Origin of the sequence: Chryseobacterium lactis (assembly GCF_003815875.1) — a bacterium.
Classification (GTDB): Bacteria; Bacteroidota; Bacteroidia; order Flavobacteriales; family Weeksellaceae; genus Chryseobacterium; species Chryseobacterium lactis.
In genome coordinates, this window is record NZ_CP033924.1 from 521,176 (window position 1) to 544,744 (window position 23,569).

The 23,569-nt window shown below is 36.6% G+C and carries 15 protein-coding genes, 7 tRNA genes and 1 other RNA gene; 7 read left to right on the plus strand and 16 right to left on the minus strand.

Annotation, left to right across the window (positions count from 1 at the left end):
• Nucleotides 1-248 precede the first annotated feature (248 nt).
• From EG342_RS02285 to rpsU, 15 genes are all read right to left on the minus strand, one after another.
• A complete protein-coding gene (locus EG342_RS02285; RefSeq protein WP_103291894.1) occupies nucleotides 249-3,347 on the minus strand; it encodes an efflux RND transporter permease subunit in 3,099 nt (1,032 codons plus the stop codon).
• Nucleotides 3,348-3,408: 61 nt separating this feature from the next.
• Nucleotides 3,409-4,494, minus strand: coding sequence for an efflux RND transporter periplasmic adaptor subunit (locus tag EG342_RS02290; protein ID WP_103291893.1), 1,086 nt, complete (start codon nucleotides 4,492-4,494; stop codon nucleotides 3,409-3,411).
• A 4-nt stretch (nucleotides 4,495-4,498) separates the two neighbouring features.
• Nucleotides 4,499-5,746, minus strand: a complete 1,248-nt coding sequence (locus EG342_RS02295; RefSeq protein WP_185126901.1) for a TolC family protein — start codon at nucleotides 5,744-5,746, stop codon at nucleotides 4,499-4,501.
• Nucleotides 5,747-5,967: 221 nt separating this feature from the next.
• Complete coding sequence (locus tag EG342_RS02300) at nucleotides 5,968-7,332, minus strand: sensor histidine kinase (protein ID WP_103291892.1); 1,365 nt, start codon at nucleotides 7,330-7,332, stop codon at nucleotides 5,968-5,970.
• The gene (locus EG342_RS02305; protein WP_103291891.1) at nucleotides 7,333-8,013 is read right to left on the minus strand and encodes a response regulator transcription factor; all 681 of its coding nucleotides are present in this window, start codon (nucleotides 8,011-8,013) and stop codon (nucleotides 7,333-7,335) included.
• A 189-nt stretch (nucleotides 8,014-8,202) separates the two neighbouring features.
• A tRNA-Thr gene (locus EG342_RS02310) sits at nucleotides 8,203-8,274 on the minus strand.
• A gap of 41 nt (nucleotides 8,275-8,315) precedes the next feature.
• Nucleotides 8,316-8,388: transfer RNA gene (locus EG342_RS02315), tRNA-Gly, on the minus strand.
• 86 nt (nucleotides 8,389-8,474) lie between these two features.
• A tRNA-Tyr gene (locus EG342_RS02320) sits at nucleotides 8,475-8,555 on the minus strand.
• A 20-nt stretch (nucleotides 8,556-8,575) separates the two neighbouring features.
• Nucleotides 8,576-8,649, minus strand: a tRNA-Thr gene (locus EG342_RS02325).
• Between the two features lie 90 nt (nucleotides 8,650-8,739).
• Nucleotides 8,740-8,812: transfer RNA gene (locus EG342_RS02330), tRNA-Gly, on the minus strand.
• Between the two features lie 87 nt (nucleotides 8,813-8,899).
• Nucleotides 8,900-8,980 (minus strand) — tRNA-Tyr (locus EG342_RS02335).
• Between the two features lie 19 nt (nucleotides 8,981-8,999).
• Nucleotides 9,000-9,073, minus strand: a tRNA-Thr gene (locus EG342_RS02340).
• A 108-nt stretch (nucleotides 9,074-9,181) separates the two neighbouring features.
• Nucleotides 9,182-9,472 carry an HPF/RaiA family ribosome-associated protein gene (locus EG342_RS02345; RefSeq protein WP_103291890.1) on the minus strand — a complete coding sequence of 97 codons (291 nt, stop codon included), beginning with the start codon at nucleotides 9,470-9,472 and terminating at the stop codon, nucleotides 9,182-9,184.
• Complete coding sequence (locus EG342_RS02350; RefSeq protein WP_103291889.1) at nucleotides 9,469-10,356, minus strand: tyrosine-type recombinase/integrase; 888 nt, start codon at nucleotides 10,354-10,356, stop codon at nucleotides 9,469-9,471. The genes EG342_RS02345 and EG342_RS02350 overlap by 4 nt, the downstream gene beginning before the upstream one ends.
• A 79-nt stretch (nucleotides 10,357-10,435) precedes the next feature.
• Nucleotides 10,436-10,633 (minus strand): 30S ribosomal protein S21, encoded by a 198-nt coding sequence (gene rpsU / locus EG342_RS02355; protein ID WP_045501128.1) that lies wholly within the window; start codon nucleotides 10,631-10,633, stop codon nucleotides 10,436-10,438.
• A 250-nt stretch (nucleotides 10,634-10,883) separates the two neighbouring features.
• Between rpsU and EG342_RS02360 the strand changes: the two genes are divergently transcribed.
• Nucleotides 10,884-15,572: a T9SS type B sorting domain-containing protein gene (locus tag EG342_RS02360; protein ID WP_103291888.1), complete on the plus strand. Its 4,689-nt coding sequence runs from the start codon at nucleotides 10,884-10,886 to the stop codon at nucleotides 15,570-15,572.
• Between the two features lie 143 nt (nucleotides 15,573-15,715).
• Nucleotides 15,716-16,115, plus strand: a transfer-messenger RNA (tmRNA) gene (gene ssrA / locus EG342_RS02365).
• Between the two features lie 180 nt (nucleotides 16,116-16,295).
• Here the strand turns inward: ssrA and EG342_RS02370 are convergent.
• On the minus strand, nucleotides 16,296-16,820 hold the full coding sequence (locus tag EG342_RS02370) for an antirestriction protein ArdA (RefSeq protein ID WP_103291887.1): 525 nt from the start codon (nucleotides 16,818-16,820) through the stop codon (nucleotides 16,296-16,298).
• A gap of 1,008 nt (nucleotides 16,821-17,828) precedes the next feature.
• Here EG342_RS02370 and EG342_RS02375 point away from each other — a divergent pair.
• The 5 genes from EG342_RS02375 (at nucleotide 17,829) to EG342_RS02395 (ending at nucleotide 23,566) form a co-directional block, all read left to right on the plus strand.
• A complete protein-coding gene (locus EG342_RS02375; protein ID WP_103291886.1) occupies nucleotides 17,829-18,221 on the plus strand; it encodes a hypothetical protein in 393 nt (130 codons plus the stop codon).
• Nucleotides 18,222-18,223: 2 nt separating this feature from the next.
• Entirely contained in the window at nucleotides 18,224-18,805 is a 582-nt protein-coding gene (locus EG342_RS02380; protein WP_185126900.1) for a hypothetical protein, read from the plus strand.
• 26 nt (nucleotides 18,806-18,831) lie between these two features.
• Entirely contained in the window at nucleotides 18,832-19,143 is a 312-nt protein-coding gene (locus EG342_RS02385; RefSeq protein ID WP_103291885.1) for a hypothetical protein, read from the plus strand.
• A 6-nt stretch (nucleotides 19,144-19,149) separates the two neighbouring features.
• On the plus strand, nucleotides 19,150-19,539 hold the full coding sequence (locus EG342_RS02390; protein ID WP_123868016.1) for a hypothetical protein: 390 nt from the start codon (nucleotides 19,150-19,152) through the stop codon (nucleotides 19,537-19,539).
• Between the two features lie 334 nt (nucleotides 19,540-19,873).
• A complete protein-coding gene (locus EG342_RS02395) occupies nucleotides 19,874-23,566 on the plus strand; it encodes a DUF6443 domain-containing protein (protein WP_103291883.1) in 3,693 nt (1,230 codons plus the stop codon).
• Nucleotides 23,567-23,569 lie beyond the last annotated feature (3 nt).

The window sequence follows — 23,569 nt, forward strand, 5'->3', positions numbered from 1 at the left end:
AATTATTTATTTATTGTTTTTCAAATTTTCGGTGTGCAAATATAATGAATTTTTAAATACCAAAAACTTTTTATTAAAAAAACTTTCAATATTCTCATCCAATGAAGGACAAACCTTATATTTCAACGTATTGAGACTGCAAATTTACGTAATTTTTCCCGATTGAAAAAAACTTTCTGAAACCTTTTATGAAAAAGCCTGAAATACAGAATATTCCAGGCTCAATTACTATATAAAATGTAAGATAATCAAGCTTCACGCAGCTTTTTATGGCTGTTAAATATCCAGAAAATAATCGGGAAAATAAGCAGCGTAAGTACCGTTGCTGTAATCAGCCCACCAATGATCACAATGGCCAGAGGTTTTTGAGATTCAGATCCGATACCTGTGGATAAAGCGGCCGGCATAAGTCCAATGGACGCCATCAGTGCGGTCATAATTACAGGTCTGGTTCTGGATTTTACTCCGTTGAGTATCGCGGAGTCTATATCCATCCCGTCTCTCATATTCTGATGGAATTCTGTAATAAGAATTACTCCATTCTGGATACAGATTCCCAAAAGGGCAATCATTCCCACCCCTGCAGAAATACCAAAATTGATTCCGGTAACATGCAGGGCAATAATTCCTCCGATCAGAGCAAACGGAACATTGGCCAGTACAAGTAGTGAGTCTTTTATATTTCCAAACAGAATAAAAAGAAGGAAAAATATCATCAGGATACTTACCGGTACTACCTGTGTCAATCTGTGTGAGGCACGTTGCTGGTTTTCAAACTGCCCCGTCCATCCGATAGAATAGCCATCTGGAAGTTCAATAGTCGCTACTTTTTTCTGGGCGTCGGCAATGGTTCCTCCTAAATCTCTGTCACGGATAGAGAATTTTACTCCAATATACCTTTTAATATTATCTCTGTAGATAAAGGCTGCTCCGTTATCTTTAACGATATTACTGATTTCTTTTAAAGGAATTTTGGCACCGTCCTGCGTAGGAACCATCAGAGAAGCGATATCATTTTCATCGGTTCTGTATTCCTGGGAATAACGGAGACGGATGGGAAATTTTCTCTCTCCGTCAAACATTTCGGAAGCTGTTTTACCTCCAAAAGCCATTTCCAATACTGCCTGAGCATCGGCAGGCATTACCCCGTAAGCCGCCATTTTATCTCTGTCCAGAACCACACTTACTTCCGGCTGACCAATATTTTTAATGATTCCGGGATCTTTCACCCCATCAACATCTTTGATTTTGGTTAAAACTTCATGAGCCAGTTTGTCTAACGTCTCCAAGTTGTCTCCATAAATTTTAATTCCATTTTCAGCTTTAAATCCTGCCACAGCTTCTGCCACGTTATCTGAAATCGGTTGGGAATAGTTAAACGTAATTCCCTGGTAGCTTCTCAGCTTTTTATCAATTTCCGTAATCAACTCATCATAGGTGATCTTCCGCTTCCATTCTTCCCGAGGTTTAAGATTTACTGCAAATTGTACGAATCCAAAACCGTTGGGGTCAGTTCCGTCATTACTTCTACCCGTTTGTGCCAAAACATCGGTAACTTCGGAAAAACTCATAATATCTTTCTTCAAAAGATTGGCAGTTTTCAAAGATTCTTTTAATGATGAACTCATCGGCATTTCTGCAGTAATCCAAAGTGATCCTTCATTCAGTTGAGGAAGAAATTCAGTTCCCAGAAATTTTCCGGAGAATAAAGTCACTGCCAGGAAAGAAATTGCAACAATCATACTCATCCTTTTATTTTTAAAGGTCAGATTGAATCCTTTCAGAACAATTCTGTCCCAGAAATTCACAAACGGATTATTTTTTTCTTTTACATTCTTATTTAAAAGGATATGTGAAAGTACCGGAACCAAAGTTAATGTGAATATCAAAGCTCCTATTAATGCAAATCCCAGGGTAAACGCCAAAGGTGAAAACATTTTCCCTTCCACTTTTTGAAATGAGAAAATCGGGATCAGAGAGGTAATGATAATTAATTTTGAAAAGAAAATAGCCTTTCCTAAGCCGGTTCCCGTCTGCTTGATCCAGCCTCCTTTTGCCAGTTTATTAAATTTTTCCGTTCCATATTTATGAGCTTTGTGGTCGAGCATTACAAATAGCCCTTCCACCATGACGACGGCTCCATCGATGATAATTCCAAAGTCTACCGCTCCTAATGAAAGTAGATTGGCGCTCATGCCTGCCATTTTTAAACATAGAAATGCAAACAACAGGGACAATGGGATGATAATCGAAACAATCAACGTTGTTCTCCAGTCTGCCATGAAAATTAAAACAATTACCGTTACCAATACAATTCCTTCAATAAGGTTATGCATTACCGTTTTTGTTGTAAAATCCATCAGGTTGTCACGATCGTAGAAAGTTACCATTTTGACGTCCTTTGGAAGAATCTTTTCATTCAGTTCCTTAATTTTCGCTTTTACGCCTATCAGAACTTCTCTCGGATTCTCTCCTTTTCTCATCACGACAATTCCTTCTACCGTATCATCGTGATTATTTAAAGCAGCCTGCCCTACTCTAGGCATCGAGCTTTCATGAACTTCCGCTACATTTTTTACCAGCACCGGGTTTCCACTGTCATTCTGAATGGTAATATTTCCAATATCACCGGCAGATTTTACCAATCCGATTCCACGGACTACATAAGCTTGACCGTTTTTTTCAATAACGTCACCACCTACGTTCAGGTTACTCTTTGTAACCGCATCATATACCTGAAGCGGAGTCAGGTTGTATTTATCTAAGGCTCTGGGATCGATACTTAATTCAAATACTTTATCCTGTCCACCAAAAACATTGATATCTGCAACTCCCGGTACTCCTCTTAAAGCACGGTCAATAACCCAGGTTTGCAGGGTAAGCAAATTTCGGGAATCTTTTGTTTTACTTTCCAGCGTATATCTGAAAATCTCGCCGGTAGGCCCGTAGGGTGGTTGTACTTCAGGATCTACTCCATCAGGAAGATTAATGGTTCTTAATTGGTTATTGACCTGATTTCTTGCAAAAGTATCATCCACCCCGTCATCAAACAGAATTTTAACAATGGAAAGCCCAAACATGGTGGTGCTTCTCACACTGGTTTTCTTCTGAACCGGGCTCATGGCCAATTCGATGGGGGTAGTGACAAAGCGTTCTACTTCTTCCGCACTACGTCCATTCCATTGGGTAATGATAACAATCTGGGTATTGGTAACATCCGGAAAAGCTTCAATGGGCATATTTTTGAAACTTATAAACCCGGCTATTGCCAGAATAGCTACCCAGATAAAGGTAAAGGCTTTATTTTTTAATGAAAAAGCGATTATATTTTTAATGAATTTATTCATAACAGATAAATTGATGACCTAAAAAAGTCGTTGAAAGAATTTATTTTAAATCACTACAATTTTAGCTATTCAAAGAGCGGTATATCAACAATTGGTTATTGGTAATCACTTCTTCTCCTTCTTTAAGACCATCTGCGATATAGGTAATATCGCCAACCTGCTTCAATACTTTAACTTCTCTGATTTTCACGTCTGTTCTTGACTTGAAAATAACAACAAAACTTTTGTTATCATCAAAAATGACCGCTTTAGACGGAACAGTCAGCATGCTGTTGTTTTCTAAACTGGAAACCTTAATTGTTGCTTTACTATCGGGAATCAACAGTCCGTTGGCATTATCAAGAACTACTCTTGCCTGCATGGCATTGGTTTGAGGATCTATAATCTTGAATATTTTATCAATTTTCCCGTCAAAAGCTTTATCAGGATAAGAAAGCGTAGAAACCTGTGCTTTCATTCCAAGACTTATTTTATCAATATCAGACTCGTTGACGTTCATGATTGCCCATACATTGGTTGTATTGGCAACGTCAAAAATATTTTCACTACGGTCGCTTCTCAGCTGCATATCCTTATTGATGTTTTTTTGAACGATATAGCCGTTGATAGGAGCCACAACACTATATATATTTCCAGTTTTCACATTATAAACGGTACTTACAGCAGTCGCTCTCTGCAACTGGTCTTGTGCTTTCTGTAACTGACTTTTCGCTTCCAGGACATCTCTTTCAGTATTTAGCTTTCCTTCATATAATTCTTTGGAGACACGCAAGTTATTTTTGGCAACTACCAAATCAGTTTTGGCATCACTTACGTCTTTTTGAATTTCTGCAAGCTCGGTACTTCTTATGGTGGCCAGAACCTGCCCTTTCTTTACATAATCTCCTAATTCAACATTTACACTCATCACATTTCCCCCTACCAATGGGTAAACATCAATATAACTGTTTTTATCAGCAGAAATCTTTCCGTAAAAATTATATTCGTTTTCTATATTCTTTTTTTCAGCTTTTGATAAGGTAATAGAGTTTAGCATGGTATTGCTCAACTCAAAACCTTTTTTGGCCTGATTGGGTTTTTCTTCCTCTTTTTTAGAGCAGGCTATGAATGATAGACCTACTAATACCGGGATTATATATTTTTTCATTGTTTTAATAGAAGATTTTCGTTTGTACTAGTTGATTAAGTTGCTCGGCTGAAAGCATGATCTGTTTTTTCATTTCGTAGATATGCAGAACGCTTTGTTTATAACTTTCCATAAAGTCAGTAAAATCAATAAGACTTACGTTTCCTTTCTGAAAGTTACTTACAATCCCATTAAATACGAGATCCATATTTTTAAAATCATGGGGCTGCAAGGTATAATACTGCTGGTATTGATTGTCCCATATTTTATAGGTGGAATTGACCTGGGACAGCAGTTCTTCTTTCTGTCTCGCCTCATCTTTCTTATTTTCTTCTATCTGATATTCTGCTTTCATCTCGTTCCCTTTATTTTTTTTCCATAACGGAATAGGGATTCCAAAAGAAACAGCTACCTGATTATCAAAAGCTGCCCCTCGTTGGGTATAGCGAGCTCCGACAGTTAAATCCGGTGTATTGAGTGATTTTTGCCATTTCAGGTTAAGCTGGCTGCTTTGTGTTATCTTAATAAAGGTAAGATAATTGGTATTGTTGTCTAATGCTTTTTGTTGCAACTCTTCCATATTGGTCAAGGGTTGTCTGTTGAACAACTGCTCCAACTCTTCCTCAGAAATACTGGGTTGAATTTCGGTCTGACTTCCGGTAAGCAACTTCAGCGTTTGTTTCTGCTGAATAATATTGTTGGTAACTTCAGTTTTATCACTTTGCAATCCGATAACCAGTGATTGAAGTCTCACTACATCTTTTAAAGAAACATTGCCTTTTTTATTCTGATTTTCATAGGCATTCAAAAGATTGGTAATATATTTAAGCTGAAGATTTATATTGTCTTCTTTCTTTTCATCAAAAATAATACTGTAGAAAGTATTTCTCAGTTGTGTTCTTAAATCTATAATAAGTCCTTTGAACTGAAGTTCTGCAATTTCTTTATTCGATTTCGCAAAGGCAATTTCATTTTTTCTTTTACCCCCCAGGACCAGGAGCTGATCGATACCAAATTCTTTTGCTCCCGTACTGCCTATATGAAGAACTTTATTATTTTCAGGGTCAAAGGCATTCAACTCAACCGAAAGGTTAGGAAGATCCCATATTTTTGCCTGAATAACATCTGCTTCTGCTTCGCTGATATTATACTGCGCAGCAAGCAACTGGAGGTTATTTTTCTGAAAAGCTTCTTCACAGTCCGAGAGGGACATTTGCTGTTGTGCCGCCACGAATGAGGAAATGGTAAGGCACAGCACTGCAATTCTGTTCATTATTTTTTCTTTTTAAATTACAAAATTGCTTTGATGTGATTAAAAGAAACTTAAATGAGCCTTAAAAAAAAATTAAAATGTCCTTAAACAGGGCGATTTCTTACAATTATTCAAAACCATAGTGGATTAAAATTTTTCTCCACTGTTTGAATTTTAAGAAAAACTCAATCTACAGTTTAACAAAAACTGCAATATTATTTCCAAAAAGCGATTGAACTGTTTTATTTTTTAAAAGTAATTGCGAACTCATTGATGAGCTCCGCAGGGGAAGAATAGAGAATTTCAGCACCATGATATTCCAAAATACGCTTTACAATCCTGAGTCCTAATCCGGATCCGTTTATATTTTGAGTATTAGTTCCTCTCATAAAAGCTTCAAATAACTTGGGCTGCTCTTCCTGGGAAATAGTGTCCCCGTGAGAGATGACTTCTACAGCAAGGTGTTCATTTGTTTCAGTGATTAAAACCTTCACTTCAGTATTATCTGAATATATTGCTGCATTTTTGAACAGGTTAAGAAAGACAATCACCAACAGTGACTGAATTCCGCTTATGGTTAAAAGAGCATTTTCTGAAGTTTCTTCAGTAATCAGGAAATCCAGCTTCAGATCCGGGTAGCTTTTTTCCACCCCTTCAAATGCTTCAAAAATCACTTCATCAATTCTTACTTCTTCATAAATCGTCTGAATATTTTCTTTATCAAACTTAGTCAGTAATAATAATGAATTGGTGAGATCGGATAGTTGGTAAACATCCCGCTGAATCCTTTGTAAAGACAATAGGGTCTCTGGGGAATGTTCTTCAAATTTTATCAGGTTTTCCAACTGAAAGGCCATCCTTGTGATCGGAGTCCGGATTTCATGTGATGCGCTGGCCGTAAAATCTTTCTGTGACTGGAAGACATCGTTCAACCTTGCGATCATGGTATTAAATGAATTGGCAAGAACGCTTATTTCATCATTAGAATGCTGAACCGGAATCTGGGTGGTTAATTTATGGGCTGTAACTTCTGAGATTTCCTTATTCAGATCTTCGAGAGGATGTAGAAATTTTTCCACAAAATAATAGCTGAAGAATCCGATAAGAAGCGTGCTCATCACATAAGCGGTAATCAAGAGATATTTAAGATAACCCAATTTTGATTTACCGTTGGTATCAAAAGCACTGGTCAGGATGTAATAATTCTCGCCGTTGATATTTTTTAATGCCGCATAAATTTCAGGAACTGTCTTTTCTGTGTAGATGGTCTTCTTTTTATCCAGTTCCCTTAGCATTGCATTATCCCAGGTAACATTTCGGTCTTTAATAGTACTGTAGATCAGTTCTTTTTTTTGATTGAAAATTAAAATAGTCTCATTTAAAAGGATATTGTCTGAATTTTCATTAAAAAAAACAGGTGCCTCTTCCTCAAAATCCTTAGATTTCGAAATAAAATGAGTCGTAAACTCCAGCCTCTGCCTGAATCTTTCTTTAAACTCATCTCTTCTAAAATCATTAAAAGATAAATAAATAACAGCCATCACCATTCCAAAAAGCAATGAAAAGGCAATACTGATCGTTAATGCTATCTTTCGTTTTAAAGACATTTATAATGGACTTAAATAATATCCGAAACCGGAACGGGTGTGGATGAGTTTTATTTTAAAATCTTTATCAATTTTCTTTCTTAAAAAATTGATGTAGACCTCTACCGTATTGGTATTGGTATTAAAGTTATGTTCCCATACATGCTCAGTGATCTGCTGTTTAGAAACTGTTCTTCCCTGCGCTTCCGCAAGGTAAACCAATAATTGAAATTCCTTTAAGGTAAGGGTTATTTCATTTCCTCCACGATAGACTTTCTGTTCTGTTTTATTGATGATCAAGTCATCGATTCTAATAATATCCTGATCAGAAGCATCAGACGGAGCTTTTCTTCTTAATAAAGAGTTGATTCTTAAAAGCAGTTCCTCAAACTGAAAGGGTTTTACCAGATAATCATCGGCAAGCCTCGTAAAAGCATCTTTCTTATCGGAAATATCTCCATACGCTGAAATGATAATGATAGGAGTATTTTTATCAAAAGAACGAATGGTTTGACATACATCAAGCCCATTCACTTTGGGAACATTGATGTCTAGCAGGTATAGATCATAGGTATTATTTTTAATCTGGCGAAGGAAAGTTTCCCCGTCATAAATCTTATCACAGGTAAAATTATTTGATTCCAAAAATCGGCAAAGTTCTGCGGACAGAATGAGATCATCTTCTAATAAAAGAATATTCATCAAAAATTTATTTTACACGAATTTAATCATTTTTTGGGCACTGACCGAATTACCGAGGTAAGAAGATAAAATATAGACTGAAAAAAGGTAGAGGGAATTATAAAAATCAGATAACAAAAAAATTGAAATCCAAAATTTTGTTGACTATAGGGCAAAAAAAAATCCCGAAAAAAATTCGGGAAAATCGAGAGCCAACTACGGGACTTGAACCCGTGACCTCTTCCTTACCAAGGAAGCACTCTACCGCTGAGCTAAGTCGGCATCAACTAAAAAAATCACACTAAGTAGCGTGATTTTTTTTGAGCGGAAGACGGGGGTCGAACCCGCGACATTCAGCTTGGAAGGCTGACGCTCTACCAACTGAGCTACTTCCGCAATTTTGTTTCCAAAACTATTGGTAAACGCTGTGCAAAACTAAGAAATTTAATTTAATCTTGCAACTTTTTTTCTAATATAAAATGTGGGGAGAGCAGGATTCGAACCTACGAAGCCGAAGCAACTGAGTTACAGTCAGTCCCATTTAGCCACTCTGGAATCTCCCCAGATATTTTATATTAAATTGAGCCTCCAGAGGGATTCGAACCCACGACCCCGAGATTACAAATCACGTGCTCTGGCCAACTGAGCTATGGAGGCATTTAATATTTTTGAACTGAAAGTGATTGAGAAACTCTACTCTTCACTTTTCAGCAGTTAAAAAAATCACTTTAATCGGGCGATTTTTTGAGCGGAAGACGGGGGTCGAACCCGCGACATTCAGCTTGGAAGGCTGACGCTCTACCAACTGAGCTACTTCCGCAATTTTGTTTCCAAAACCATTGGTAAACGCTGTGCAAAACTAAGAAATTTAATTTAATCTTGCAAGTTTTTTTTCTAATATAAAATGTGGGGAGAGCAGGATTCGAACCTACGAAGCCGAAGCAACTGAGTTACAGTCAGTCCCATTTAGCCACTCTGGAATCTCCCCAGATATTTTATATTAATTGAGCCTCCAGAGGGATTCGAACCCACGACCCCGAGATTACAAATCACGTGCTCTGGCCAACTGAGCTATGGAGGCAAAATAAAAAAGAATTCAAAAGATCGCTGTTCCTTTTTTGCGAGTGCAAATATAGAACGGATTTTTTGAATTCTCAAATATTTTATAAACTTTTTTTAACTTTTTTTCCTAAGCCATTTCTTTTTTCTTGATTAGTAGCTTTTTAGCTGTATCAACACAAAGATCCAAACTTTCTTCAAAACTTACAGAAGTCTTCTTTACTACGATATCGTCTCCCGGAACCGCCAAAATAATCTCAGCTGTTTTATTCGCTTTATCCGAATTATTTTCTACTTTCAAAAAGATCTTACATTCATGAATTTTGTCATAGAACGTGTCTAGTTTACTTACTTTTTTTTCGATGTGTGACTCTAGTGGTTCGTGTGGTGTTAAACCAATTGATTGAACTGAAATCTTCATAATTCTTCTTTTTTTGATGCTCGAGGGTGAGCCTGATTAAACACTTTTTTCAATTGTTCAATATTAGCATTCGTATAGACTTGAGTACTGGCAAGACTGGAATGCCCTAATATTTTTTTTACTTTGGAGATCTCCGCCCCATTATCCAACACGTGGGTAGCAAAGCTATGCCGAAGGATGTGAGGACTTTTTTTTTCTTTTGTTGTTATAAGACTAAGGTACTTATTAACTACCACATAAACAAATTTTTCGTTGAGTTTTTTCCCGGTCTTATTTACAAAAAAATAGGATTGATATTCTGTCTGTGGTTTTCTTATTTCCAGATAACTCGTAAGGAGTTCAGACAATTCATTGGAAATGGGAATTACCCTTTCTTTATTCCCTTTTCCTATTACTTTTAATTCATTTCCGTATAAGTCAACATTCTCAAATATCAGGCCACAAAGCTCAGCTTTCCGCATCCCGGTTTGATAAAGTACTTCGATAATGCATTTTTCAAGAATATTATGGAGTTGCTCGAAAACCTTTTCGTTAAGATCTGTCATTTCTTCCTGGGAGATAGGGATCTGTTTTTCAGCATAAAACTTCAGGGAAGAGATACCTTCGGTAGGAGAAACCTTGATTTCACCAATTTTGAGAAGGAAAAGATAAAAACTTCGGAGTGACGATAATTTTCTGTTGATACTTCTTTTGGAAATATTGTTTTCACTTAGTTCAACGATAAAATTTCGAATTATTTTCTTGTCGGCTTTCGCCAGGTCTTCAGAAGATTCTGTTCGGAGGTAGAAATGGGAAAAGTCATCAAGGTCTTTTTTGTAGCTTGTAATGGTATGAGGTGAGTACCTTTTTTCGAATTGTAAGTATTCTAAAAACTTTTCCAGCATCATAGGTATAAAAATAAAAATTCACTCCTCAAATATAAGAATTTAAGAAGTGAATTAATATGTGTTTAAGAAAAAATTCTTAAGCCTGCTCTTCCTTGCTAAGTGCTCTTTGCTTGTAAGCAGCTTTCAACTTAGATTGTCTCAAAGTTACAGAAGGCTTGATAAACGCTTGTCTAGATCTTAATTGACGAACTGTACCTGTTTTATCAAATTTTCTTTTGTATTTTTTTAAAGCTCTGTCGATGGATTCACCATCTTTAACTGGAATTATTAACATATTTTACATCTCATTTTGGATTGCAAAAGTACTTTTTTTTTCATTAACTGCAAAATATTTCACAAAACTTTTTTTCAAAAACCATCAAAGTTCAGTATTCAATTGAATTTAATGTAAAAAATTAGATTTTTTTTTAGAAAAAAGAAATAAAAACAAAAATGCCGTATAAATCTCTTTATTATTTACACAACCATCAGATTATCAAAGAAATAAAATAAAATAGATTTGTAAAATCAAACAAAAAAAGCTAATGAAAAAAAATCTACTTTTATATTTTTTCATCTTATTACTATGTACAAATAAGGCTTTATCGCAAACATATCAATTAACGGGAAATCCTGTAAACACCACTGGATGGACATTAGTTCCAAGTACAATTGTAAGCGGGGATTTTGTCAGACTCGTTGACGACATAACAGGTGCATCCGGAGCTATCAAATTAAATGCCCCAATTAACCTTAAGTATTGTGACAAATGGCGGGTAGAATTTGATTTCAGGATTGACGGAAGTGGTACTTCCAGTTTTGGAAAAGGAGATGGTTTTGCTTTCTGGTATTTGGCCAACCCACCTGTTACCAGCCAGGGTGGATCAGGATTAGGTATTCCCCAAAACGCTGTAGGGCTTATGCTTGGATTTGATATTTTCAATAATGCTACTTCTTCTTCAATGAGCAAAGTACATGTAGCCTATGGAGTGGTACAAAATACAACAGATACTAATAATATAGAATTCTTCAATACGGCCGGAAGTTCATTTCATTCTCCTGACCTTAATTCTACACAACCTTTTACAGGACCTACATATAAACGTGTTGAAGTCACAGGAAAAATAGATCCTACAACTCCAGCCAACTGGATTATCACAATAAAGATTGATGGCAACACGATTACCTCTCAGTCATTTGCACCGTCGGGTGGTGCAACTACGATGACACAGGGATATTTTGGCTTTTCAGCATCAACAGGAGGAGCCTCAGCGAGACATTCAATTAAAAATGTAAAAATCTATACAGATAAAGTACCGGTTTTGCAGAGTATCATTACAAAATCTTTCTGTCCGGGAAGTAATACAGTTGATCTTACTTCATTCAACTCTCAATTCACTTCCAATCCAGGTAATTATACTTTTACTTATTATATACAAGGAAGTTCAACTCCTATTGCTAACCCAACTAATTTTCAGTTTAACTCAAATACAACAATTGCTGTTTCCATCAAAGATCCTGCACAGATTTTATGTGACAATTCGGATGCCAGAATACAACTTACTATTACTTCTGCTCCAACACCTACTATTACAGCTTCCTCACCTATTCTGTGTTATGGAGGAAGCATAACCTTAACGTCTAATCAAACTACCGGAAATACTTGGTCAACCGGTGAAACAACACCTACAATTACTGTAATCACCCCGGGAACTTATACACTCACTAATAACTCGACCGGATGCACCAGCTCACCTGCCTCCATTACTATTACAGGAGAGGCAAACCCAGATATACAAATTACAGGAAACCTTGCATTATGTGAGTCACCGACTCAACTCACAGCATCTTCAATCGGTACAGGAAATATCTATACCTGGTCTAATGGTACAAATGGAAACTCTATTTCAGTTTCAGCACCAGGAACTTACACTGTAACTGTCAGAACTCCGGCCGGATGCCAATATCAAAAATCAGTAACTGTTACTCAGGGAGTTGTTCCGGCTGTTCAAAATGCCAGCTTAAGCCAATGTTCTACCACATCAACTGCGACTTTTGATTTAACCTCAGCTCAAAATAATCTCAGTTCAACTCCGGGAGTAAGTTTTGATTATTATGTCTCTCAGGCAGATGCCATCGCAGGAAATGCCAATACTATTGCTAATCCTACGGCTTATATATCAGGGAATGCGACTATTTATGTCAGAGTAAAGTCTACAACTTGTGCAAAAATTGCAGAACTTCAGCTTAGTATCAGTACGACATCGACTCCTACGATTACCGCTTCCTCTTCTACTATTTGTAATGGTGGAAATATTACCCTTACATCCAGCCAAGCTACAGGAAATACATGGTCAACGGGCGAAACAACATCCACTATTACTATAACCACTCCTGGAACTTATACATTAACCAACACAACAGCGGGATGTGCAAGTCAACCTGCTTCCATAACGATTACCGCGGAATCTGATCCGAATATCCAAATTACTGGAAACGTTATATTGTGTGAATCACCGACCCAACTTACAGCATCTTCGACGGGCACAGGAAATACCTATACCTGGTCTAATGGTACAAATGGAGATACCATGTCTGTTTCAGCACCAGGAACTTATACTGTAACAGTCAGAACTCCGGCCGGATGCCAATATCAAAAATCAGTGGCTGTTACTCAAGGAGTTGTTCCGGCTGTTCAAAACGCCAGTTTAAGCCAATGTTCTACTGCAACAACTGCTACTTTTGATTTAACCTCAGCTCAAAATAATCTAAGCTCAACTCCCGGAGTAAGTTTTGATTATTATGTCTCTCAGGCAGATGCGATTGCAGGAAATAACAATACTATTGCCAATCCAACAGCTTATGTATCAGGGAATGCGACTATTTATGTCAGAGTAAAATCTGCAACTTGTGCTAAAATTGCAGAACTTCAGCTTAGTATCAGTACGACAACAACTCCTACGATTACAGCTTCTTCTTCTACTATCTGTAATGGTGGAAATATTACTCTTACCTCCAGTCAGGCTACTGGAAATACATGGTCAACAGGTGAAACAACGCCTACGATTACTGTAAGCACTCCTGGAACTTATACATTAACCAACACAACTACTGGATGTACAAGTCAACCTGCTTCTATAACAATTACCGCTGAATCTGATCCAAATATCCAAATCATGGGAAGCACTATATTGTGTGAATCCCCGACCCAACTTACAGCATCTTCGACAGGCACAGGAAATACCTATACCTGGTCTAATGGCACAAGCGGAAATACTGTATCTATTTCATCACCAGGAACTTATACTGTAACAGTCAGAACTCCGACTGGATGCCAATATCAAAAATCAGTGGCTGTTACTCAGGGAGTTGTTCCTACGATTCAAAATGCTAGTTTAAGCCAGTGTTCTAGTGCAACGACAGCTACTTTTGATTTAACCTCAGCTCAAAATAACCTCAGTTCAACTCCAGGAGTAAGTTTTGATTATTATGTTTCTCAGGCAGATGCAATTGCTGGCAACACCAATACTATTGTCAATCCAACAGCTTATGTATCAGGGAATGCGACTATTTATGTAAGAATAAAGTCTACAACTTGTGCTAAAATTGCAGAACTTCAGTTAATTATAAATGTTAAACCCACACCTGTGATTACTGCTTCATCAACTGCAATATGTAATGGTAACAGTGTAATTTTAACATCAAGTATACCTACCGGAAATACGTGGTCTACAGGTGCTACTACGCCATCCATTACCGTCACCACAGCCGGAACATATACTTTAACAAATACCAATGGAGCCTGTATCGGTGATCCGGTAAGTATTACGATCGGAGCAGGAACAGATCCTAATCTTCAGGTTACGGGAAACACAGTCTTCTGTCAGGGTTCATCTACTACATTAACAGCAACCGCCTCGGGTACGGGAAATACTTTCGCCTGGTCCAATGGAGTAAACACCGCCGCTAACACAGTAACAACTGCGGGAATCTATACAGTGACCGTAACCACTCCTGCCGGATGCCAATATCAAAAATCTGTTACGGTAACAATGGATCCATTAATTGCAGTCAATATTGCAACTCCAGCCTCAATTACCTGTACAACTTCACAAATCACTTTAGACGCCAGCTCTTCCGTGTATCAAACCGGAGCTACATTTTTATGGGCTGCAACCGCCGGTGGAAATATTGTCTCCGGAGGGAATACTCTTACCCCGATTGTCAATAATGGAGGAACTTATACGCTCACCATTACCAGTGCAACCCGTAACGGATGTGTAAAACAAGCTTCCGTTACTGTGACTAAAAATACCACTCCGCCCACTGTTATCCTTTCTTCTCCACAACTGACCATCTGTAAAGGAGAATCTGTTACCATAACTGCATCCGGAGCCACAACTTATACATGGAATAGCCTTTCGGGAACAGGAAACACACAAACTGTCAGTCCAGGGACCACTACAACATATTCTGTAACCGGTACAGGAGCAAACGGATGTACAGGAACAGCAACTATTACTATCCGGGTGGTACCTGAGATTGCATCTACATTGCATGATATAGAGATTTGCCAGGGGGACAAAGCCATTCTGGATGCCGGATCAGGGTTAAATTATACTTACAGATGGAATACCGGAGCAACCACACAGACCATCAATGTAAATACTGAGGGAACTTATACGGTAACCATAAGTAATGGTTATTGTTCTAAAACTTTTACTTCTATCGTTTCCTATATTCCGAGACCACAAATTTTGAAGATCCTTTATAAAGATCCTGTTTTAACAATTATTGCTAAAAACAATGGCACTACTCCTATGGAATATTCTATCGACGGAGAGCTAACATGGCAAACCTCCAACATCTTCAATAATGTACTCAGAAACACTCAATATCCTGTATCGGTAAGAAATAAAGGGACATCCTGTTCTTCAATAGCAGAATATTATACATTTTTTATGGCTAATATCATCACTCCTAATTCTGATGGTATCAACGATGTTCTCAACTTCAGTATCATCAGTAAATACGGAAATTTTGCAGGCAATATTTTTGACCGATATGGGAAAGAGGTTTTTAAAATCACTTCAAAAAATCCTATATGGGATGGAAAATATTTAGGAAGACCTCTGCCTACCGATACCTATTGGTACAAGTTATCATGGGAAGACCGATTCACTAAGAAACCTATGGAATTATCCGGCTGGGTACTTTTAAAGAACAGAGAATAAGCTTTTCAATGCCGGTAAAATAACCGGCATTTTTTTATTAACCGAAATCAAAATTTTGAATAATTACTATTATTAAAAAAAGCTATAGCCAGTATTAATGGTATTTGAACAAAATACTTTATCTTTGCATTCACTTTATTCATGGGGTTGACTGGTTTCGACAGCAAGATCAATGGGTAAGTAAGCATGCAGAGAACCGTAGCGCGATCTCTTAAATCCCTTGCTACACAACTTTAACTGGCAACGAAGAGTTCGCTCTTGCAGCTTAATATCGAATTATAGTAGATCTAAGCGCTTTCCTGAAGATAGTAAGGAAGCAAGATATTCCACAAATGCTCTGTTCTGCGGCGTTTGATCCTGGGATATAGGAATGCGGGAATAAGGTTTTAGATACTTTGGCTAAAACTCGAAAACTTTAGAAGATAAGCTGGAAGTTGGGTGTCTATCCTCTGCCTCCAGTCGAAAACCAATGGTAGAATAAGCATGTAGAAATCTTATGTATTGCTTGTTTGGACGAGGGTTCGAATCCCTCCAACTCCACTTTTCAAACTAAAGAGAATTTGTAATTTATTGATTTATAAACAATTACATTTTCTCTTTTTTATTTTTGTACCCAAAGTTGTACCCAAATTTTTGAAATGTACTTTTTTAAATCTGTTTGAATTTAATTAAACTTATTTGAATTTTAAGAATACAATAAGTTATTATAATAATACAAATATACTACGATTTAAAATAATGTCCGTTACTTTCAAAATAATCAAACATTATGCTTCGTGCAGTTGCGCTCCAATCAATCACAACCCAATTAGGAATATTAAAAGTATCATCTTCGTAAAGCCATTGTACAAAATCTTCATCACTTCCGAACTCGCCGTAATAAAAATTATTTACATACTCGTATAAACTGTGGAAATCTATATTTCCTAAACAATCTAAACAGGCTTCGTAAACCTCTAAGTCATGTCCTGAATCGTTAATTTGTTCAATTATTTCGTAAATGTCTTTAGATATATGACATTCGCTCAACAATCCCATTTTTTCAAGAAAAGGACATTCGTAGTCCTGAAACATAAATTCAGGGTCTTGTTCGTCAGAATGAAGCTCATACATTGCGGTAATTAGTTCGTCATAGTCTGAGTAATCGGCTAAATCAAGCCATTTCCCAAATAATGAGCCGTTGTTGTACTTGGCATAGGTTCCTACATAGATACTCGCAGTATCAAGACAATTTCGTAAATTTGTCATGTTGATAAGTTTTAGATACGTTAAAATTTATTGATGTTGCCTTGTTGCGTTGCACCGCTTCAAGGCTTTTTTATTTTATGTAAGCCTTGTATCCAAAGACACAAGGTTATTTTTAGTAGTTAAGTACAGAGTAAAGATACGTAAAAAACACGATAACCACCAGCTTTTAAGACACTTTTTACTCAAAATATCAATACTTTTCAAGGTTAGTTAAAATCTTTTTAACCACTCCGAGCGCATAAAAACAAAAGCAGGTCTGAGAAAAACAAAATCCGAGCATAGGGGACACTACGAAAAAACTACTACAACCCACACCCAAACCGTTATAGTAGGTACACACCCGATACATATTCAAAATTTTGAGATTTGGTATAGGGGGTGCATTTTTACATGAAAATTTGACGGGTGGTGTAATTAGTAACCCAAGTATTATACATTTTCCCGAAACTCCGCAGGTAAAATCAACATCACATACAGAACACCACAGACCGTCTGCCATAGTAACACGAAATGTTGGTTTAGAATTGTTAGAGAGAGATTAATTATGAGATAAATTTGAGTATATATGGCTAGATAGCTTTATCGTTTTGGGGTTAATAGGCAGATATATATTAACAAAAATGAGCCTATTTAAAATCTGATTTTTCAATCCCCCTATAAAAACATAGAAACTACTTACCATACCTAAAACCTAGATAAAATCTTTAATGCTGAAAAAATTTCACAGGTTTTTTGAGCAAAGCAGAAAGATTCGTAAAATTTCATATTTTTGTAGCTAGAATTTTAACGAAAAAATATAAAGCGTTAGCTATTATTTGAGTGTCTCAAAATCGCCAAAATTAAGATACACACCTCAAATGAATAATAGGTTAATGCCTACGCTATGGCGTGGGCTAAACTTATTTTGGGGTGGGGCGTTTGGCGATGCCTGAGACCAATAAGGCTTAGTCCCACGCTTTCTGTATTAATAACCTTTCACTTTGGGACTGAGTGATGCAATAAATCACTATGAAAAAAGTCTTTATTTCTCTTCTGTTGTTCATGGGTATAACAGTATTCTCACAGGAAAAATTTGATTGCAACAATCTATCTAAAACAGATTATCTCAATAAGTATTACCAACTACGAAACTACGGGTTAAATTACAAGTTCAAAGACGGTACGGAAGTAATTCCAGTGCTGATTTCAAAAATATTTGATGAAAACAACCTAAGACAGATATGTATTGATACCGCATATCAAGACCATAAATTCGGGACAGAAAACAGTTACAAACTATTTCGTGATAATATTCAAAACATATCCAGAGAAGTATTTATGAATGATTACGACTACTTTCAGATATTTTTGAAAATGATTACTCATTTGGAAAGCAATTCTAATTACATACGAACAAGATAATTATGGAAAAGAAAACTATTCAAATAGACAAAAACATCCCTAAATCGATACTGATAGGTTTTGCACTAGCATTTGTAACAGTTTTTGCGATAGAACATTACAGTACATTTTCCTACATCCCGAATCTTAGCAATCCTACAATAGACTACGGACATAAGATTGTTATTAGCGGAACGTATGACACCCGCACAACGCCTGTTGGCGCATTGTATCAGACTACGCCATTCGGAACAAAGATAGATTTACCGACAAACGGAATGATGTGCAGTGAGCTACTGTATGATTCTGAGTTTAAAAGCTACTCAAACAAAGGCGTGTTGTATGCAAAATCTGTATTTACTGATTACAAATACCTCCTGCTATTTTGGTTAGCATACACTCTTATCGTCCTGTTTTTCAAAAGATACCGTCTAAAGGTTTTGATTCTGATATTACCAACTTTAGGTATCAATTGTAGTCATTCTAAACAAGAGCCAATAGGATATTGTATAACGCACGGAAACACGGCAAAAATCGATTCAAATATTCAAACCAACAAAACGCCTAAACCAACAAATACAACGGCTATAAACAACTGTTTTTAAACTACAATTTTTTAAAATTTATCAATATGAAAAAATTATTTTTTACGCTATTATTAGCAACGACACCAGTATTATTTTTTGCGCAGGAGGAAAAACCAAAAGAAACTGCAAAAGAATGTGATTTACCTAAAGATTTTAAAGAACCAATCAAGAACAACCGACTAAAAAAGTTTGTAGCCATTGATAACGGTGTTGAGGAAAAAGAGGTAACTATTATCAGAGCGCAAAATGGATTCGGGAGTGGAATTTATACAGCCTGTGTAAAAGGTCAGCCAATCCAATATCAAAAAATGGGTACAGTTTTTATGAGAGAAGGTAATAATCCTTTCAAAAAGTAATTAGCTATGAGAAACCTATTAGTAATTGTATTACTCTTAGTATCTGCAATCTGTTTCGGGCAAAAATCCCAGATGAAGACACAATATGTGAAGTACAGGCAGAACAAAGGCGGATATTGGACTGAGTGGAGCGGATTAAAGAAAACATCCGTTACAGTAACCATAAATGCAGATGAACAAAGAATCATAGTACATTCAAGTCCACAGGAAACATACAGAATCCTTGATTTTAAACCAACACAATATATTGATGATAGTTTGGTGCAGGATTATTATTGTGTTGATTCAAGCGGTAAAAAATGTACGATAACGTTTGTGATAAGCAAAAGTGAAAATGCCATAATCAATCTCAAATATAATAATTGGCAATACATTTATAGCGGATATTTACTGTAAAATTGAGCCTTGACCTTATTGGTTGGGGCTTATGTTTTCAATCTCTGTAAACACCCATGAAAAGAGGGGTTAACAAAGAATCTGCAAGATAGTACCAATACATACTATAACTTTTATCTTACTTATATCACACATTTAAACAAACCTAAACACTCTAATCGGGAAAATTTGGAGAAAAAAAATACGTCAAGTTTTGTCGCCCCACAGATATAGATTTGTAAAAAGGGAAAATAATAATTCAAAATACAGGGAAAATACCTATGCTTTGAACCAATGATTTTTTCTAAATTGTCGCCCAAATAAAAATTTAATATGTAAAAAATCGCAAGTAATTATGAAAAAAAATCTATTACGAACCTTATTCGCATTCATAGGAATGCTGATAAGTTTATGTACTTATGCACAAACACCCACCTCCAATGAAAACTACGTACAGGTTACAAAATGCCTTGATGCAGATTGTGTTAAAAAAGCCGTAACAGTACAGTATTTTGATGGATTAGGAAGACCTAAACAGGTTGTTGATGTAAAGGCTTCACCCACAGGAAAAGATGTCGTTACGCACATCGAATATGATGGATTTGGCAGACAGGTCAAAGATTTCTTACCTGTACCACAGTCAAACACACTCAACGGAAATATTGTACCCAATCCGCTAGGAAATGCTTCATCAGTCTACGGAGCAGAAAAGATTTATTCAGAGAAGCAGTTGGAGAACTCACCATTAGATAGGTTACAGCAACTCACGCAGGTTGGTAATGATTGGAGCAACAAACCTGTAAAAATGGATTATGATGCTAATTCCGATAATGAAGTGAGACGTTATGAAACTACTACCGATTATATTGAGGGTAGAACATTATCAGTTCTAAAAGTCACCAACAGCACCAACTCCCTGAACGGCTACTATAAAAAAGCTCAATTATATAAAAACATCGTTACTGATGAAGACGGAAATAAAACCATTGAGTTCAAAGACGGCAAAGGTCAGGTAGTTCTAGTAAGAAAAGTATTGAGCGACACAGAAAATGCGGACACTTACTATATCTATAACGAATACAATCAGTTAGCATTTGTTGTACCGCCTAGTGCGTCAGAAGCAATCAAAAACTTAGCACCAGCAACACAGATACCAGATAATGTACTGAACAACCTTTGCTATCAATACAGACATGACGGCAGAGACAATCTCGTTGAAAAGAAAATACCTAACAAGGGTTGGGAATACATGGTTTATGATAAGGGAGACAAATTAGTAGCTTCACAGGATGCGAACCAAAGAGAGCAAAATAAATGGCTAGTTTTCAAATATGATTCTTTCAGACGCTTAGCCTACACAGCTATTATGACGGGTGGAAACAGAGTTACACTACAAAATCAGGCTAAAGATATAGTTGTTAAAGAAACGAGAGACGGTGGATTTATCAACAGTGGCATGAGAATATTTTACAGCAACTCATTTTTAAGCTCAATCGAAAAGGTTTTAACTGTAAACTATTATGATACCTATCCGACATACAGTTTCAATCCAACATTTCCCACCACTGTATTTGGAGCAGATATTCTAACAGACAATCCAAATAATCCCGCAACCATTAACCACAGTACAAACAGCCTTTTGGTAATGACAATGGTTAAGAATCTTGAAGATGATAATTGGACAAAAAACTACAATTATTATGATGACAGAGGTAGGGTTGTAAGCACATATTCAATAAATTATTTGGGAGGTTATTCCAGAACGGAAACCGAACTAGATTTTACAGGAAATCCGTTAAAAGCTTATACATATCATGCAAGAAAAGCAGATGAAGCAGGAGTTACAGTCAAAGAAAGATTTGTTTATGACGAGGGGAACAGACTTAAACAACATTATCATCAGGTAGATAGTAACCCAGAGGAATTATTGGCAGATAATACCTACAATGAACTTTCACAATTAGTTAATAAAAAAGTAGGAAATAATTTACAGAGCATTGATTACGCCTACAATATCAGAGGTTGGATGTCTGATATTAACAAAAATCAAATGACCGCACCTGATTTAGGCGGTAAATTGTTTTCATATAAAATTAAATACACAAGCAGAGACGGAATAGAAAATCCCGACCCGACACAGTTTGCAGGTAAAAATGTAATTCCGAGATATAACGGGAACATTACAGAAGTGGACTGGAGAGCCGTTGAAACAATAGGTGCAAATCCGTCTTTAACACCAAAAAGATATGGCTATGCTTATGATAAATTAAACAGATTAACAGCAGGTTATTATCAGAATCCAATTAATCCATACAGCAAAGAAAACATTGAATCTTTAGCGTATGATTTGAACGGGAACGTAATAAATCTTTACAGAACATCTGTAATGGAATATGGAAGCAATACGGCTACCGTAATTGATAATCTCGCTTACGACTATAACGGAAATCAAGCTACCAGAATCAAAGATAATAGCGGTAACAGTACAGGATATGAGGGTACAACAGGTTTTCCGATTGAGTATGATGCGAACGGAAATATGAAAAACATGATGGATAAGCAGATTACAGGAATAGCTTATAATCATTTGAATTTGCCTAATACTGTAAATATTGGCTTTGACCAAATTACTACACAGATTAATACAAAATACCGTGCTGACGGAGCAAAACTAAGAAAAGAGAATATTAAAAGCTCAATTGGTTTTGCGGGAACAGATACTACTGTACAAACAACTGATTATTTAGATGGATTCCAATATTTCAAATCCACATCAAGTAGTACAGGGGGCGGAGGTGGAAGCTCAGAACTTTTAATGATGTCAAAACGTGCATTTGAGCCACAAGCATTTACACCTATCGGAATTATTGAGCCAACGATTGACCCACCTTTTGGCGGTGGCGGGATTATTGCCAATTTAAAAACACCAGATTTACAATTTTTTGCAACATCGGAAGGATTTTATGATTACAACAAAAATCAATACATTTACCAATACAAAGACCATTTAGGCAATGTAAGGGTAAGTTTTGCAAGAAACAGCGCAGGAGTTCTTGAAATTGTAGACAATAACGATTATTACCCATTCGGAATGAATCACCTGAAAACAGGAAACTCATTCTTTGGGCAAAGTAGCTTCAAAAATTACAAGTTCGGAGGCAAAGAATTACAGGAAACAGGGTTTTACGACTTTGGTGCTAGGCTATATATGAATGATGTTGTAAGATGGGGAGTAATTGACCCTCTCGCAGAAACAACTAGAAGATGGTCACCATTTGCGTATGCTTTCAATAATCCTTTGCGATATATTGACCCAGATGGTAGAAGTAATAACGATTGGGTAAGAACTCAAAACGGTGTCTTTTATGATAGCAGAGTGACAAGCCAAGCAGATGCAGAACAGGCATACGGAGCAGGAGCAACCTATATAGCACCAAACAGTGAACAGGCTACATATACCGCTACTGATGGCAATACCTATCAATTAGGTGAGCATGGATTCATTCTTAAAAATGGTAGTGAGGTCCTAGTTGGAGAAGACTACGCAGATTATGCGGTTGACACTTCGGGGAAATTGGCAAAACAAGGTCTTACAGCAGCAGGAATGACGATAACAGCAGGTGGTGGTCCAGAAGATGTACCTGCGGACGTTATAGCTGCGGGGATTGCTTCAATATATTTGACAGGTGCATTAATCCAAAAATTGGATTATGAAATGTCTAAAATTGATGAAAAACCTGAAGGACCAAATGGAACTCAATATTCATTAAGAGCTACAGCTGACGGCGAATATCCTGTTATGAGTTCAGGAAGTTCAGCACCTACGGGAACAACACATCTTAATGCAGGTGATGTTTGGAAGTATGGAGAAACAACATCACAAAATAGATACTCTGACAGCGAGTTAAAATCAATAGGTCCAGGCGTTAAACAAGTTAATGAATTTAGCGGAACTCAAAGACAAATAAAAATGATGGAAAAAGCTAAAATTTACAATTACTTTTTCCAAAATGGAAATTTACCCCCAGGAAATAAAATATTTAGATAATTT

Bases quoted from the DNA above. Each gene is read 5' to 3' on its own strand.
- EG342_RS02360 (WP_103291888.1), top strand. From the start codon at position 10,884: ATGAAAAAAAATCTACTTTTATATTTTTTCATCTTATTACTATGTACA.
- EG342_RS02350 (WP_103291889.1), bottom strand. From the start codon at position 10,356: ATGCTGGAAAAGTTTTTAGAATACTTACAATTCGAAAAAAGGTACTCA.
- EG342_RS02290 (WP_103291893.1), bottom strand. From the start codon at position 4,494: ATGAAAAAATATATAATCCCGGTATTAGTAGGTCTATCATTCATAGCC.
- rpsU (WP_045501128.1), bottom strand. From the start codon at position 10,633: ATGTTAATAATTCCAGTTAAAGATGGTGAATCCATCGACAGAGCTTTA.
- EG342_RS02375 (WP_103291886.1), top strand. From the start codon at position 17,829: ATGAAAAAAGTCTTTATTTCTCTTCTGTTGTTCATGGGTATAACAGTA.
- EG342_RS02390 (WP_123868016.1), top strand. From the start codon at position 19,150: ATGAGAAACCTATTAGTAATTGTATTACTCTTAGTATCTGCAATCTGT.
- EG342_RS02295 (WP_185126901.1), bottom strand. From the start codon at position 5,746: ATGAACAGAATTGCAGTGCTGTGCCTTACCATTTCCTCATTCGTGGCG.
- EG342_RS02370 (WP_103291887.1), bottom strand. From the start codon at position 16,820: ATGACAAATTTACGAAATTGTCTTGATACTGCGAGTATCTATGTAGGA.
- EG342_RS02395 (WP_103291883.1), top strand. From the start codon at position 19,874: ATGAAAAAAAATCTATTACGAACCTTATTCGCATTCATAGGAATGCTG.
- EG342_RS02385 (WP_103291885.1), top strand. From the start codon at position 18,832: ATGAAAAAATTATTTTTTACGCTATTATTAGCAACGACACCAGTATTA.
- EG342_RS02300 (WP_103291892.1), bottom strand. From the start codon at position 7,332: ATGTCTTTAAAACGAAAGATAGCATTAACGATCAGTATTGCCTTTTCA.
- EG342_RS02285 (WP_103291894.1), bottom strand. From the start codon at position 3,347: ATGAATAAATTCATTAAAAATATAATCGCTTTTTCATTAAAAAATAAA.
- EG342_RS02305 (WP_103291891.1), bottom strand. From the start codon at position 8,013: ATGAATATTCTTTTATTAGAAGATGATCTCATTCTGTCCGCAGAACTT.
- EG342_RS02345 (WP_103291890.1), bottom strand. From the start codon at position 9,472: ATGAAGATTTCAGTTCAATCAATTGGTTTAACACCACACGAACCACTA.
- EG342_RS02380 (WP_185126900.1), top strand. From the start codon at position 18,224: ATGGAAAAGAAAACTATTCAAATAGACAAAAACATCCCTAAATCGATA.